The 14,740-nt window shown below is 62.8% G+C and carries 17 protein-coding genes; 16 read left to right on the plus strand and 1 reads right to left on the minus strand.

All coding sequences use genetic code 11. The features are described from left to right. Nucleotides 1–28 precede the first annotated feature (28 nt). From AAGA11_00700 to AAGA11_00775, 16 genes are all read left to right on the plus strand, one after another. Nucleotides 29–796 carry a hypothetical protein gene (locus AAGA11_00700; GenBank protein MEM9601353.1) on the plus strand — a complete coding sequence of 256 codons (768 nt, stop codon included), beginning with the start codon at nucleotides 29–31 and terminating at the stop codon, nucleotides 794–796. Nucleotides 797–1,123: 327 nt separating this feature from the next. Then, the gene (locus tag AAGA11_00705) at nucleotides 1,124–2,143 is read left to right on the plus strand and encodes an amino acid ABC transporter substrate-binding protein (protein ID MEM9601354.1); all 1,020 of its coding nucleotides are present in this window, start codon (nucleotides 1,124–1,126) and stop codon (nucleotides 2,141–2,143) included. A gap of 109 nt (nucleotides 2,144–2,252) precedes the next feature. Beyond that, entirely contained in the window at nucleotides 2,253–3,452 is a 1,200-nt protein-coding gene (locus AAGA11_00710; protein ID MEM9601355.1) for an amino acid ABC transporter permease, read from the plus strand. Nucleotides 3,453–3,469: 17 nt separating this feature from the next. Continuing rightward, complete coding sequence (locus AAGA11_00715; protein MEM9601356.1) at nucleotides 3,470–4,579, plus strand: amino acid ABC transporter permease; 1,110 nt, start codon at nucleotides 3,470–3,472, stop codon at nucleotides 4,577–4,579. Nucleotides 4,580–4,592: 13 nt separating this feature from the next. Next, nucleotides 4,593–5,366: an amino acid ABC transporter ATP-binding protein gene (locus AAGA11_00720; protein ID MEM9601357.1), complete on the plus strand. Its 774-nt coding sequence runs from the start codon at nucleotides 4,593–4,595 to the stop codon at nucleotides 5,364–5,366. 16 nt (nucleotides 5,367–5,382) lie between these two features. After that, nucleotides 5,383–6,099 carry a GDSL-type esterase/lipase family protein gene (locus AAGA11_00725; GenBank protein MEM9601358.1) on the plus strand — a complete coding sequence of 239 codons (717 nt, stop codon included), beginning with the start codon at nucleotides 5,383–5,385 and terminating at the stop codon, nucleotides 6,097–6,099. A 314-nt stretch (nucleotides 6,100–6,413) separates the two neighbouring features. Continuing rightward, entirely contained in the window at nucleotides 6,414–6,881 is a 468-nt protein-coding gene (locus AAGA11_00730) for a Na+/H+ antiporter subunit E (protein ID MEM9601359.1), read from the plus strand. Between the two features lies 1 nt (nucleotide 6,882). Then, a complete protein-coding gene (locus AAGA11_00735; protein ID MEM9601360.1) occupies nucleotides 6,883–7,164 on the plus strand; it encodes a monovalent cation/H+ antiporter complex subunit F in 282 nt (93 codons plus the stop codon). Next, a complete protein-coding gene (gene mnhG / locus AAGA11_00740; protein MEM9601361.1) occupies nucleotides 7,161–7,490 on the plus strand; it encodes a monovalent cation/H(+) antiporter subunit G in 330 nt (109 codons plus the stop codon). Before AAGA11_00735 ends, mnhG begins: the two co-directional genes overlap by 4 nt. Further along, nucleotides 7,487–8,041 carry a DUF4040 domain-containing protein gene (locus tag AAGA11_00745; GenBank protein MEM9601362.1) on the plus strand — a complete coding sequence of 185 codons (555 nt, stop codon included), beginning with the start codon at nucleotides 7,487–7,489 and terminating at the stop codon, nucleotides 8,039–8,041. The genes mnhG and AAGA11_00745 overlap by 4 nt, the downstream gene beginning before the upstream one ends. Next, entirely contained in the window at nucleotides 8,038–8,478 is a 441-nt protein-coding gene (locus AAGA11_00750; GenBank protein ID MEM9601363.1) for a Na(+)/H(+) antiporter subunit B, read from the plus strand. Before AAGA11_00745 ends, AAGA11_00750 begins: the two co-directional genes overlap by 4 nt. Further along, nucleotides 8,475–8,828 carry a cation:proton antiporter subunit C gene (locus tag AAGA11_00755; GenBank protein MEM9601364.1) on the plus strand — a complete coding sequence of 118 codons (354 nt, stop codon included), beginning with the start codon at nucleotides 8,475–8,477 and terminating at the stop codon, nucleotides 8,826–8,828. The genes AAGA11_00750 and AAGA11_00755 overlap by 4 nt, the downstream gene beginning before the upstream one ends. Next, on the plus strand, nucleotides 8,825–10,306 hold the full coding sequence (locus AAGA11_00760; protein MEM9601365.1) for a monovalent cation/H+ antiporter subunit D family protein: 1,482 nt from the start codon (nucleotides 8,825–8,827) through the stop codon (nucleotides 10,304–10,306). Before AAGA11_00755 ends, AAGA11_00760 begins: the two co-directional genes overlap by 4 nt. After that, a complete protein-coding gene (locus tag AAGA11_00765; protein MEM9601366.1) occupies nucleotides 10,303–11,772 on the plus strand; it encodes a proton-conducting transporter membrane subunit in 1,470 nt (489 codons plus the stop codon). The genes AAGA11_00760 and AAGA11_00765 overlap by 4 nt, the downstream gene beginning before the upstream one ends. Before the next feature lie 9 nt (nucleotides 11,773–11,781). Further along, a complete protein-coding gene (locus tag AAGA11_00770) occupies nucleotides 11,782–12,033 on the plus strand; it encodes a hypothetical protein (GenBank protein MEM9601367.1) in 252 nt (83 codons plus the stop codon). Continuing rightward, on the plus strand, nucleotides 12,026–13,717 hold the full coding sequence (locus tag AAGA11_00775; GenBank protein MEM9601368.1) for a Na(+)/H(+) antiporter subunit D: 1,692 nt from the start codon (nucleotides 12,026–12,028) through the stop codon (nucleotides 13,715–13,717). The genes AAGA11_00770 and AAGA11_00775 overlap by 8 nt, the downstream gene beginning before the upstream one ends. 7 nt (nucleotides 13,718–13,724) lie before the next feature. Here AAGA11_00775 and AAGA11_00780 read toward each other — a convergent pair whose 3' ends face one another. Beyond that, a complete protein-coding gene (locus AAGA11_00780) occupies nucleotides 13,725–14,363 on the minus strand; it encodes a response regulator transcription factor (protein ID MEM9601369.1) in 639 nt (212 codons plus the stop codon). Nucleotides 14,364–14,740: the final 377 nt, after the last annotated feature.

Consider the following 14,740-nt stretch of genomic DNA (forward strand, 5'->3'; position numbering starts at 1 on the left):
GGACAACGACACCGCTGACAAAGGCCCGATGACCGCTTCCCGCTACACCGTTGTGGGCGCCCACCTGCTGCTCAGCGCAGCCCTGTTGGGCGGCCTGCTCGTCGTCATGCTCACACTGTGGTACCCGGCCGGCCTGTTCGGCGTGGCCGGTGGCTGGCAGGGACTGCGCATCCTCGCGCCGATCGACCTCGTCCTCGGGCCGCTGTTGACCCTGATGTTCTACCGACCCGGCAAACGCGGCGTGGTGCGCGACCTCGCGGTGATCGGCTGTGTGCAGATTGCGGCACTGTCGTACGGGCTCTTCGCGGTCTACCAGCAACGCCCCGTGGCAATCGTCTTCGCCGAAGGCGAATTCATCGCCGTGACACCGGCTGACCGCGACGAGGCCAACGCGGCCTTGCGCGCACGCGACTACCGACCTGTTGACCCGCGCACCTTGAGTGAGGCCACGCCACCGCTCGTGGTGGCGCGGCCAGTGCCACCCGACGAGTACGGCAGCTACATCACATCTCTTTTTAATGACATGCCCGAGCTCGCCATGCGCGCGGACCGCTACGAGCCCCTCGCGGTGCACCGGACGCTGCTCGACAAACACGCGGTCGACGGTGGGGAGGCGTCAGGCACGGACGCGTGGTTCAGGCTGAAGACCAAATTCGGCACCGGCCGCATCCGGATTGACCTGTCACACGGGGGCGTGATCGCGTCACACCGCGACACCGCGGCGTCCGAACCGCGCGCTCAAGCCCTGCATCAGGGGTCCGACAAGCGCGACGACCATCACACTACTAACAATTAATTCCAGCCGCCGGTAACAGCAACGCGTCTGGCGCGCACCAACGTGCGCCGATATTGCACTGCACCATTTCCGGTCTCCAGTGCCCAAAAACCCCCCTGAATTAGACCGCACTGTGTGATTTTGCACCGCAAATCGCGTCCGAAACGGTGCGTGGCTGACCAAAAAGCGTGCGTCTCGACCCTGCTGTTCAGGCCGGTTCCGCCGTTTGCGAGGCGGCGCCGTTGTGTTAGCGTGTCGCCGTAACTGGCACCGTGCCAGCTGAAAAAACAGCACGGCTCACACGTGCGATCTCACCTCCCAACACTCTTATTACCAAGAGAGACACCCATGAAGAAAATCACCCAAGTCGCCTTGGCAGTTGCTGCGTTTGGCGTTGTCGCTGGCAACGCTCAGGCCGGCACACTGCAAGACGTCATGGCGAAAGGCCATGTCCAGTGCGGTATTTCGACCGGCGTACCCGGCTTTGCGTTCACTGATGACGCCGGCAACTGGCAAGGCTTCGACCCGGCGGTCTGCCAGGCGGTCGCAGCGGCCATCTTCGGCGACGCGAGCGCGGTCAAGTACACCACCACCACCGGCAAGACCCGCTTCACCGCACTGGCCTCTGGTGAAGTGGACATGCTCGCACGCAACACCACCTGGACCTTCAGCCGCGATACCGATCTGCAGTTCGAGTTCACTGGCGTGAACTACTACGACGGTCAGGGCTTCATGGTCTCCAAGGACCTCGGTGTGACCAGTGCGAAGGAACTCGACGGCGCGTCTGTCTGCATCCAGACCGGTACCACCACCGAGCTGAACCTGGCTGACTTCTTCCGCACCAACGGCATGAGCTACGAAGCCGTGCCGATCGAGACCAACGACGAAGCACGCACCAACTACATCGCCGGTCGTTGCGACATCTACACCACGGACGCATCCGGTCTGGCAGCGACCCGTTCAACCCTAGACGACCCGTCTGCGCACATCATCATGCCCGAGATCATCTCGAAAGAGCCCCTCGGTCCGCTGGTTCGCCACGGCGATCACCAGTGGGGTGATGTGGTGCGCTGGGTGCTGAACGCGCTGATCACCGCTGAAGAGCTGGGCGTGACCCAGGCCAACGTCGACGAAATGGCTGCGGGCACCAACAACCCGGAAATCAACCGCATGCTGGGCGCTGAAGGCGACCTCGGCGCGATGACCGGCCTGCCGAAAGACTTCGGCCACCAGGCGATCAAAGCGGTCGGTAACTACGGTGAAGTGTTCGAGCGGTTCATCGGCCCGAGCACGCCGATCGGCCTCGAGCGCGGCCTGAACGCGCTGTGGACTCAGGGCGGCATCCTCTACTCTCCGCCGTTCCGTTGATCATCACCGGGTTGCGCAGATTGCGCACCTGACGTGATGCTGGCAGGGGCCCAGCCGGGCCCCTGTCTTGTTTCCGACTCCCGCAAACGATCCGCGAGGCCTGGATGCTGTGACTGATGCGACCGCACTGAGCAGACCCACCGAGTCCTTTTCGTTGTCCAAGTTGTGGTACGACAAGAAGTACCGGAGCGTCATTCTGCAAATGATCGCCATGGCGATCCTGTTTGCCGCCATCTTCTACCTCGCAGGCAACGCCGTCAGCAACCTGGAAAAGCTCGGCAAGACCTTCGGATTCGATTTTCTCAGCCAACCTGCTGGCTACGACATCAACCAGCGCCTGATTGAGTACGACTCGCGCAGTTCGCACCTGCGCGCCGGCGTGGTCGGCCTGCTCAACACCATTCTGGTCGCCGTCTGCGGCATCATCCTCGCGACCATACTCGGCTTCGCGCTCGGCGTGATGCGGCTGTCGCCAAACTGGCTCGTCAACAAACTGAGCTACTGCTACATCGAGTTCGTGCGCAACGTGCCCGTGCTCGTCCACATTCTCCTGATCCACGGTGTGCTGGTCACGACCCTGCCGAAAGCCAAACAGGCGCTCAACGTCGGGGATCAGTTCTTCCTGTCGAACCGCGGCTTGTACGTGCCGAAACCCATCATGGAGCCGCTGTTCTACCTTGTGATCGCCACGTTTGTCGGCGGCATCGCCTACGCGTGGTACTACCGGCGGCAGGCGCGCATCAAACAGGAAAAGACCGGTGCGCAGTCGCCGGTATTCTGGGTGTCGGTTGGCGCCATCATCGGCGCACCGATCGCCGCCTTCCTGATCACGGGCATGCCGCTGGCTTGGGAAATCCCCGAACTCAAGGGTTTCAACTTCCGTGGCGGCCTCGCGCTGAAGCCGGAGTTCATCTCGCTGTGGCTCGCCCTGTCGCTCTACACCGCGGCCTTCATCGGCGAGATCGTACGAAGCGGCATCCAGGCCGTCAGTCACGGTCAGACCGAAGCGGCGTCAGCGCTTGGCCTGCCGCGCGGCCGCACGCTGAACCTGGTGGTGATCCCTCAGGCACTGCGGGTGATCATCCCGCCGCTGAACAGCAACTACATGAATATCACTAAGAACTCGTCGCTCGCGATCGCGATCGGGTACATGGACGTGGTGGCAACCATCGGCGGCATCTCACTCAACCAGACGGGACGTGAGATGGAATGCATGATCATCGTGCTCGGCATCTACCTGTGCCTGTCGCTGATCATTTCGTCGATCATGAACTGGTACAACAACCGCATCAAGCTGGTTGAACGGTAGCAAGGAGCAGAGCTGCAATGTCTGAACAACAGTACGCGCCTGGCACCCACCCCGATCTGAAACCACCGATCGGTCAAAGCGGCATCCTCTTCTGGTTGAAGAAGAACCTGTTCTCGTCACCGTTCAACGTCCTGCTGACCTTGGTGACGCTGTACGTCCTGTGGATCATCATCCCACCCACGCTGAACTGGGCCTTCTTCGACGCCGTGTTCTACGCCGACTCCCGCGCCGATTGCCGCGAGCTGGGCGGTGGTGCGTGTTGGGCGTTCATTGACAAGCGCATCGGTCAGTTCACTTACGGCTTCTACCCCGTCGAAGAACGCTGGCGCGTGATCCTCTGTTTCGTGCTGTTCCTGGTGGCAATGTTGCCGATCCTCTGGGACAAGACGCCGGCGCGGCGCAAGATGCTCTGGTTCAGCCTGGCCTTCCCGGTGATCGGGTACTGGCTGCTGGTCGGCGGCTTCGGGCTCGAGCCGGTCGAGACAACCAAATTCGGCGGCTTCATGCTGACACTGGTCATCGGTGTGACCGGCATTGCCTGTTCGATGCCGATCGGCATCGCCCTGGCGCTCGGCCGACAGTCGGACATGCCGATCATCCGCTGGCTCAGCACCTGTTTCATCGAGTTCATTCGCGGGGTGCCGTTGATCACGCTGCTGTTCGTGGCCTCGACCATGCTGAACTATTTCCTGCCACCGGGCACGACCTTCGACCTGATCCTCCGCGTCCTGATCATGGTCACACTGTTCTCCTCGGCCTACATCGCCGAGGTCGTCCGAGGCGGCCTGCAAGCCATTCCGAAAGGCCAGGGTGAAGCTGCGGACGCACTGGGTTTGAACTACGGCAAGAGCATGCGCTTCATCATCCTGCCGCAGGCGCTGAAAATTTCGATCCCCGGTATCGTCAACACCTTCATCGGCCTGTTCAAGGACACCACACTGGTGGTCATCATCGGCTTGCTGGATCCGCTGGGCATCGGCCGCGCTTCGTTGTCCGACATCAAATGGGCCGGACTTGCAGCCGAGGTCTACATCTTCGTCGCCCTGTTTTTCTTCATCTGTTGTTTCAGCATGTCGCGGTACTCGATCTACCTCGAAAACAAGCTGCACACCGGACACAAGCGTTAGGACACCCGACACCATGAGTGACTCTGCAGAAAACACCATGAAAGTCTCCGACGACGTGATGATCACGATCAACGAGATGCACAAGTGGTACGGCGAATTCCACGTACTGAAAAACATCAACCTCTCGGTAAACCATGGCGAGCGCATCGTCATCTGCGGGCCGTCGGGTTCGGGCAAGTCCACGCTGATCCGGTGCATCAACCGACTCGAGGAACACCAGCGCGGCGACATCGTTGTCGACGGGACGACGCTGACAAACGACCTCAAGAACATCGAGCAGATCCGCCGCGAAGTCGGCATGGTGTTCCAGCACTTCAACCTCTTCCCGCACCTCACCGTGATGGAAAACTGCACGCTCGCACCGATCTGGGTGCGCAAGATGCCCAAGGCCGAAGCCGAGGCCATCGCGATGAAGTACCTCGAGCGGGTCAAGATTCCGGACCAGGCAGGCAAGTACCCGGGTCAGCTGTCCGGTGGCCAGCAGCAGCGGGTGGCGATTGCGCGCTCGCTGTGCATGAGCCCGAAGATCATGCTCTTCGACGAGCCCACGTCAGCGCTCGACCCGGAGATGATCAAGGAAGTGCTCGACGTCATGATCGAGTTGGCTCGCGAGGGCATGACGATGATCTGTGTCACCCACGAGATGGGCTTCGCGAAGACCGTGGCAAACCGCGTGATTTTCATGGACGGCGGCGAGATCATCGAGCAGAATCCGCCCGAGGAGTTCTTCGAGAACCCGCAGAACGAGCGCACAAAGCTCTTCCTGAGCCAGATCCTCGCGCACTGAGGGCGTGCGTCGCGCCATGTCGACGCGTGCCCTGCTCGGCGCCTGCTGCCTGCTGCTGACGGGCTGCCTGTTGCAACCCGTGGCGGTCGAGCGAGAGGCGAACACCCTCTACCTCCTGCCCTTGGGTGACTCGATCACCCAGGCCGACCGCGCCCACACCAGCTACCGCTACCCACTGTGGTCGCACCTCGTCTCGCGCGGGGTCAACGTGGACTTCGTGGGTTCCCGAAAACGCCACCACACCGGGCTCGGCCCGGCCACGGCCGCCGTGAACGGGCAGACCTTCGACCGCGATCACGAGGGCCACTGGGGGTGGCGAGCCGACGAGGTGCTGGCGAAACTGCCAACCTGGCTGGCGCACTATCCTGTCGATGTCGCGCTTGTGCACCTCGGCACGAACGACGTGCTGCAAGGGCAGGACACCGACGAGACCCTGCGTGAACTCACCGGTATCGTCACGGCCCTGCGTGCCCGGAACCCGAGCGTGACGGTCCTGCTCGGGCAACCCGGTCAGAGCCGGTGGGCCAACGCCACCGCACTGCCAGCCCTCGCCGAGGGTGTGGCGCGGCTGAGCCGCGAACTCGACGACCCCAGGTCGCGCGTCGTCGCGGTGCCCCTGCACACACGGCTGACGCCCGAGAAAACCTACGATGGCCTGCACCCTGACGCGGCGGGCGAAGCCGCCCTCGCCGCCGGATGGCTGGCGGCGCTGGACGCGTTGAACCTGCTCTAGCAGGACCCGGCGAACCGGGCGCCCCTTGGTTGATCAGCCCGGAGAGCCTTGGCACTCAACTTGTATTCTCAGTCTCGTCCCCGCAGCGGCTGGGCCGTCTTGCTGCGCCGATCCGGGGACACCCCGCCGGGCGGCGACCGCTGCATCGAAGGCACATTCCCACAACACTCCGGGCGTCTGCCCCTCCCTGTGGGCGCGGTACGTCTGTGACCTCATTCGACTTAGGTGTTTTGCCGTATCACCTGACTCTCGTCGGGTTCGAATAAACTGGACATTTGCTAAGCTAAGGCAGCACCCAACGCGCGCTGAATGACATGAGAAAATTCACCACTCTGATCGCCCTCGCCGTCTCCTGGCTCGCATGGTCAGGATACTACGACGGCCTGCTACTCACCTTCGGTGCCCTGTCCTGTTTGTTTGTTTTCTACCTGATGCACCGGATCGGCCTGGCCGATCTCGACCCGCGCAGCGCACGCACCTTTGCCAACATGGTGAGCTACATCCCCTGGCTGCTGCTCGAAATCATCAAGAGCAACATCGAGGTCGCGAAAATCATCTGGCGCCCCGCGATGCAGCTCAACCCGGCGGTGCAAGACATTCCGTCCACCCAGGAAACCACGCTTGGGCTTGTGACATTTGCCAATTCCGTCACGCTGACCCCCGGCACCCTGACCATCAGCGCCGAGCCGGGCTCGCTGAAGGTGCACGCCCTGAACGCAGACGCCTTCGAGGGTGACGGTTTTGCCGAGATGGATCGACGCGTTTCCACCCTGGAGCAATAGCATGTTCAGTGTCGCCATGCTTGCAGTTCTGGTCACGATGGCGCTCGCGATGTGCCGGGCCTTGATCGGCCCGACGGTGTACGACCGCATCCTGGCAGTGAACAGCTTCGGCACCACCGCCATCCTGTTCATCGCAGTCCTGGGCTATCTGACAGGCCGACCCGACTTTCTCGACATTGCGCTGGTGTACGCGCTGATCAACTACATCGGCACCGTCGCGGTACTCAAATACTTCAAATTCGGAGACCTCGGTCACGATGGCGATGTGGAGGACACACCGTGATCCTCCTCGACGTCGCCAGCTGGGTGTTGATCGTCATCGGCAGTTTTGCCTGTGTCACAGCGGGCATCGGCCTGATCCGCCTGCCCGACTTCTTCTGCCGTTCGCACGCGGGCGGCATCATGGATTCACTCGGTATGGGCTGCCTGTTCCTCGGCATGGCACTGCAGACGAGCAACCCCCTGGTGTTAATCAAGCTCTTCTTCATCTACACCTTCATCCTGCTCACCGGGCCGACCGCCATTCACGCACTGGCGCGCGCGGCCCTGCACGCGGGGATCAAGCCGATCGACGGGCAGCACACCGGAGGTGACGCATCGACACGTTGATCAACTTCGCACTGCTGGCGATGCTGCTGTTGGTTGCCGTCGCCTTGCTGCGACTGCGAGACCTCTTCACGGCGGCGATGCTGACCGGTATTTACAGTCTCGTCAGCGCCTGCTTCTTCATGGTCCAGGACGCCGTGGACGTCGCGTTCACCGAGGCGGCTGTGGGCGCGGGCATCACCACCGTGCTGTTCCTCGCCACCTTGTCGATGGTCGGTCGCGACGAGGCACCGATCAGCCGCATCCACCTGCCGGCCCTCGCCTGCACCCTGGCCTGCGGCGCCTTGCTGGTGTACGCCTCGCAGGACATGCCGGCGTGGGGCGACCCAAACGCCCCAGTCCACCAACACGTGGCCCCCCGGTACATCGAACACTCCGCTGACGAGGTCGGCCCGCCCAACATCGTGACCTCGGTGCTGGCGAGCTACCGGAGCTACGACACCATGGGCGAGGTCGGGGTTGTCTTCACCGCCGCCATCGGTGTGCTGTTGCTGCTGGGCAACGGCACCAAGCGCCGCCGCACGGCGCGCCGCGAGCCGGAGGACTCCGCGTGATCGACAAGCCCCGTTCCATGCAATCCAACCCCATCCTGCGCGGCGTGACGTCGATCACGATGGGGCCGATCCTGCTGTTCGCCTGGTACGTGCAATGGCACGGCGACTACGGCCCGGGCGGCGGTTTCCAGGCAGGTGTCATCTTTGCGGCTGCCGTGATTGCCTACGCGCTGATTTACGGCCTTGACCGAGCGCAGCGGTTCATTCCACCGCCTGCGGCGGAGATCGGCGTCATGGCCGGCTGGCTGCTCTACATCGGCACCGGCGTGCTCAGCATGTTCCGCGGTGCCAATTTCCTCGACTACGACGTGATCGCGCACGATCCGCTGCACGGCCAACACTACGGCATCCTCGCCGTCGAGCTGGGCGTCGGCATCACCGTGGCGGCCGTGATGATCGTGCTGTTCTACGCCTTCGCAGGGAGACGCCACCGGTGATCAGTCTGCTCAACTACTGGTTCGTGTTTGCGCTCATGCTGCTGGGTCTCTACGTCACGATATCGGCCAGCAACCTGGTCAAGAAGGTGGTAGGGCTCAACATCTTCCAGACCTCCGTGTTCGTGTTCTTCATCTCCATGGGCAAGGTGGCCGACGGCACGGCACCGATACTCGATTCAGCCTACAACGCCTACAGCAACCCCTTGCCCCACGTCCTGATCCTCACGGCCATCGTTGTCAGCGTTGCCACCACCGCGCTGGCGCTCGCCCTCATCGTGCGCATCCGTGAGGCCTACGGTTCGGTGGAAGAATCCTTCATTCACGACGCGGACAACGACACGGCACCATGAGCGCTCAACTGCCCATCCTGGTCATCCTGTGGCCGCTGGTCGCGGCGCCGTTGTGCACCCTGTTGCACAACCGCCAGGTTGCCTGGATGTTCTCCGCTGTCGCCACCTGGGCGAGCTTGCTCACGGCGATCGGCCTATACATTCAAACGTCCGCCGGCGGGGAACTTGTCTACGAGCTCGGCGGTTGGCCACCACCGTGGGGCATCTCCGTCAACATCGACAGCCTGAACGCCCTGGTGCTGCTGTTGATCACCGGCATGGCCTCGGTGTTGATCTTCGCGTTTCCCGCCAGTCTGACGATTCAATGGCTGGGCAACCGGGCGCGCTTGTACTACACGGCCTACCTGCTGTGTCTCGCCTCGTTGATCGGCATCACGATCACGGGCGACGCGTTCAACGTCTTCGTTTTTCTGGAAATCTCGTCGCTGAGCACCTACGCGCTCGTTGCAATGGGCCGTGACCGGCGCGCCCAGGTGGCGGCGTTCCGTTACCTGATCATGGGCACCGTGGGCGCGACGTTCATCCTGATCAGCGTCGGCTTGCTGTACATGGTGACGGGCACCCTGAACATGGCCGATTTGGCCGAACGCATTCCCGCCCTGCACGACAACCGCGTGGTGCGCGCGGCCTTCGGCTTTTTCATCATCGGGGCCGGCGTCAAGGTGGCCATGTTTCCGATGCATTTCTGGCTGCCCGGTGCGTACAGCTATGCGCCCTCGATCGCGAGCGCCTTTCTCGCCGCGACAGCCACGAAGGTCGCGGTGTACATCATGCTGCGCTTCGTCTTCGGTGTGTTCGGTGCCGACCTGTTCTTCGACGTGCTCGCGCTCGACCAGGTGTTCCTGTTGTTCGCCACCGTCGGCATCGTTGTCGGCTCCCTCGCGGCACTCTACAAGGACGATATCAAGGCCGTGCTGGCCTACTCCTCGGTGGCCCAGCTTGCGTACATGGTCCTGGGTATCGCTGTCGGATCCGTGTCCGGTCTGACCGCCGCGGTGGTCCACATCTTCAACCACGGGCTGATCAAGGCGGCCCTGTTCATTGTTCTGGCCGGCATCTTCGTGCGCTTTCAGTGCACCCGTCTGTCGGAGCTGGCCGGGCTCGGCAAGTACGCACCCTGGACGGTCGGCGCTTTCGGCGTCGGCGCAATGAGCCTGATCGGGATTCCGGGCACGGCCGGCTTCATTTCCAAGTGGTACCTGCTGTTGTCGGTGCTTGAACACCACTGGTGGTTCATGGCCCTCGTGATAATCGGTTCCTCGCTGCTGGCCCTCGCCTACATGTGGCGTGTGATCGACGCACTGTGGTTGCGTGAGCCAACGCAGCTGGTGCAGGAACGCGGTCGTGAGGCCCCGCTCAACATGCTGATTCCCGCGTGGACACTCGCTGCAGCCAACTTCTTCTTCGGCATCGACACCACCGTCACCCTGGGCGCGGCGTCGCGGGCAGTCGCCTCGCTTCTCGGAGTCAGCTCATGAGCAACCCCGTCCCCGCGCTGGCGATCTGCCTGCCCTTGCTCGGCGCACTTCTGGTCCTGGTGAACCGAGAGCGGCCAAACCTGCGCGACGGCATCAGCCTGGTCACAACGGTGTTGTTGTTTTTCCTGGTGCTGTCGCTGTACGGGCCGGTGCTGGCCGGCGAGCAGCCGACGTGGCGCTTCATCGCGCCCATACCCGGGCTGGCAATGGGGTTTCGCGTCGAGCCCCTGGGCCTGCTGTTCGCCACGGTTGCCTCCGGTCTCTGGATCGTGACCACGGTTTACGCAATCGGCTACATGCGGCGAAACAAGGAAAAACGTCACACGATGTTTTTCTTCTGTTTTGCGATCGCGATCGCGGCGGCCATGGGTGTGGCTTTCTCGGCAGACTTGCTGACGCTGTTCGTGTTCTACGAAGCCCTGACCCTCTCGACCTACCCGCTGGTGGCGCACAAGCAGACCCCGGAGGCCCGCCGCGGCGCGAAGATCTACCTGGCGTTTCTGCTCTCCACGTCCATCGGCCTGTTGCTGGTCGCGATCATCGCCACCTACGAGATCGCCGGCACACTGCAGTTCACTGAGGGCGGCGTGCTCGACGGCCAGGTCGGACCCTTCGGGTTGACCGTGTTGGTGTGCCTGTTCGCCTTCGGCATCTGCAAGGCCGCGCTCATGCCAGTGCACCGGTGGCTGCCGTCGGCCATGGTCGCACCGACGCCAGTCAGCGCCTTGTTACACGCCGTCGCAGTGGTCAAGGCGGGCGTGTTCACGATCGTGAAGGTGGTTGTGTACATCATCGGTATCGACAACCTCAGTGCGACCGGTGCCGGGGACATCGTCCTCTGGGTCGCCGCCATCACCCTGACACTCGCGTCGATCATCGCGCTGCGCAAGGACAACCTGAAGGCACGCCTGGCGTATTCCACGGTCGGCCAACTCGCCTACGTGGTACTCGGCGCCATGCTGGCAAACAGCGCGGGCCTGCTCGGGGCGAGCATGCAGATTCCGATGCACGCGGTGGGCAAGATCACACTGTTCTTTTGCGCGGGCGCCATCTACGTGGCGACACACAAGACCGAAATCAGTCAACTCGACGGCCTCGGTCACCGCATGCCCTTCACCTTTGCGGCCTTCTTCATCGGCTCGCTGAGCATCATCGGGTTGCCGCCCATGGGGGGTGCCTGGAGCAAGTGGTTCCTGCTGATGGGCACGGCTGACGCTCAGCAGTGGGTTCTCATGGGCCTGCTGTTGCTGTCGTCGTTGCTGAACATCGCCTACCTCCTGCCGATCGTCGGCCGCGGCTTTTTCAGACCGTTGCCGGCCGAGGACGCCGAGCGGTTGCCACCGGGCACGCTGGAGGAGGCGCCGATGACGTGTGTCATCCCCCTCGGATTGACCGCAGCAGGGTGCGTGGTGCTGTTCCTCTACGCGGACACCTTGCACGATTTCCTGTTGCCACTTTTCAAGTAGGGCAGAGCCATGGACAAAAAAACCGCCGAAAACACGTGGTTCGACAAGCCGGAGAACGTCAGGAAAATCATCTGGGCGCTCGGCATCGTCTGCGCCGCCCTGTTTCTCGCCGACTTCTTCTACCACAAGCACGCGCACTTCGCCGTGGAGAACGTGTTCGGTTTTTACGCCTTGTACGGGTTCATCATGTGCGTGTTGCTGGTCCTCGCGGCAAAGCTCATGCGCGTCTTTCTGATGCGCGACGAGGACTACTATGATTGACGGTCTGAACCCCGCGCTGATCCTGATCTTCGGCGCGCTGCTGGTCCCGCTCTTCCCGCAACCCTGGCGCACGGCCTACGTCATCGCCTTACCGCTGGTGTCGATGCTGCAGTTGGTGTTGCACCCCTACGGCAGCTTCGCCGAAGTGCCGCTGTACGAGATGACGCTCGAGACCTTCCGTCTGGACGGTTTGAGCTTCGTGTTCGGCCTGATCTTCCACATCGCTGCGGTGCTTGGCGTGATCTACGCCCTGCACGACGACGATCCCGTGCACCCGACAGCCGGTCTGCTCTACGCGGGCTCCGCCATCGGCGCGGCGTTTGCGGGTGACCTTGTCACACTGTTCGTCTACTGGGAGCTCACGGCCGCGTCCTCGGTATTCCTGATCTGGGCACGGCGCACCGAATCCGCCTTCAAGGCGGGCATGCGGTACCTCATCATCCAGATCGGCTCTGGCGTCATCCTGCTCGCTGGCCTGGTGCTGCACTACAACGAGAGCGGGTCGATCACCTTTGCCGCGATGGACCTCGACACCGTCGGCGGCAAGCTGATCTTCCTCGCTTTCGGTATCAAGTGCGCCTTCCCGTTCCTGCACAACTGGTTGCAGGACACCTACCCCGAGGCGACGGCCAGCGGCACGGTGCTGTTGTCGGCGTTCACGACCAAACTCGCGGTGTATGCTCTCGCGCGCGGCTATGCCGGCACCGACATGCTGATCTGGATCGGGGCTGCAATGACCGCCTTCCCGATCTTCTACGCGGTGATCGAGAACGACTTGCGCCGGGTGTTGGCGTACAGCCTGAACAACCAGTTGGGCTTCATGGTCGTCGGCATCGGCATCGGCACCCAGCTCTCGATCAACGGCGCAGCCGCTCACGCGTTCTGCCACATCCTCTACAAGGCGCTGCTGTTCATGAGCATGGGCGCAGTGCTGCTGCGCGCCGGCACCTGCAAGGGCTCCGAGCTCGGTGGCCTCTACAAGTCGATGCCGTTCACCACTGTGTGCTGCATCATCGGTGCGGCATCGATCTCGGCCTTCCCGTTGTTCAGCGGCTTCGTGTCGAAGTCCATGATTGTCTCGGCGGTCGCCTACGAGCACCTGACCGTGGTGTGGCTGATGTTGATCTTTGCATCCGCCGGCGTGTTCCACCATTCGGGTATCAAGATCCCCTACTTCGCCTTTTTCGCGCACGACAGCGGCATCCGCTGTGAAGAGGCCCCACTGAGCATGCGCATTGCGATGGGCATCACCGCGGCGCTGTGCATCGGCATCGGGGTGTTTCCCGGCTTGCTGTACGCCATCCTGCCCTACCCGGTTGACTACGTGCCCTACACCACGGCGCACGTGATCACCCAACTCCAGCTGTTGATGTACTCGGCTCTGGCGTTCACGGTGATGATGGTGTGGAAGATCTACCCACCGGAACTCCGGTCGGTCGTACTCGACACCGATTGGTTCTACCGCAGGCTGCTCGCGCGCACGGTGCCGCCGGCGCTCGACGCCGTGTTCGACCGCGTCTACCACGCCCAGGCCTACGCGTTGACCACGACCATTGTCGCCGTCAAACGCGCCGGCAGCGCCTTTGCCAGAAGCGCCCTCGCGCGCGACAACCAGAGCACCAATATGGTCACCTGGGCCGTGCTCGCGCTCGCTGTCAGTATCGCCTGGGGCATGCGCGGCTGAGCGTGGGTCAGCCCATACCCGAGCTGCGCGCACGCAGGATGAGCCGGGCGCGGCTGTTGACATCGAAGGCCCGCATGATGTGTGACACGTGGCTTTTCACCGTGCCCTCCGCGATGCCAAGCGCCGCCGCGATCTCCGCGTTGCTCTGACCGCCGAGCACGCAGTGGAGCACCTGGCGCCGCCGACGTGAGAGCAGGATCGGCGGGTCAGCCAGCGGGGGCTGGCCACCGTCGCCGTGTGATGACACCAGCGTCGGGAAATACCGCGCACCTGAAAGCACGGTCTCAATCGCCATCAGCAACGACGGCACGGACGCCGATTTCGGCACGAAACCGTCGCAGCCCGCTTCGCGCGTCGCTTCCACATTCGCCGCGGATTCGTCCGCGGCAAAGTGCAACACCACCAACCGCGCGCACTGGCGCCGCATCGCATCGAGGTACATGGTCTCGCGTTGCCCGACCGGCAAATGGTCCAGCAGCAGCAGGTGATTGGCCGCCCGAGCCAACTGCATTCGGGCCTCGGGCAATGCCGGCACGGCGACCACGTGATCGACGGCAACCAGCGACTGGACGGCGGAAGTGAGCGCATCGCGCACGATCGGATGCCGGTCGACTATCAACACCGACAAACCCACGATTTCTGTCACCGCTGGGGCCTCTCGGACAGCGCACCGCTCGCCTGACGGACGCGCGCGCGCGCGGAAGTCGGCGTCGCTGTTAGCGCCTCGGAAGGGCTGAATGCTGCGGTGCACAACGACGCTGTTTGCCCCGCACGACGGCAGATCCCCACCGTCACGAAAAACCGGACCCAACGACCGGGTCGACGCGAGATGGTGCGAGATATTGGCATTTTTGCGTGAATTCCTGAACGTTCGGCACTATAGCAATGACCAATACAGATGATTATGCGACGTTTTCATCGACAAACCGGGAATTTCCGGCAAGAATTCTGCGAGTCATCTGAGTCACGACGCTCGCCGATCCGCCGCCACCCGGCGGTTTGCGGGCCACCGGCAGGGTCTTT

This window comes from Pseudomonadota bacterium, assembly GCA_039196715.1.
Classification (GTDB): domain Bacteria; phylum Pseudomonadota; class Gammaproteobacteria; order CALCKW01; family CALCKW01; genus CALCKW01.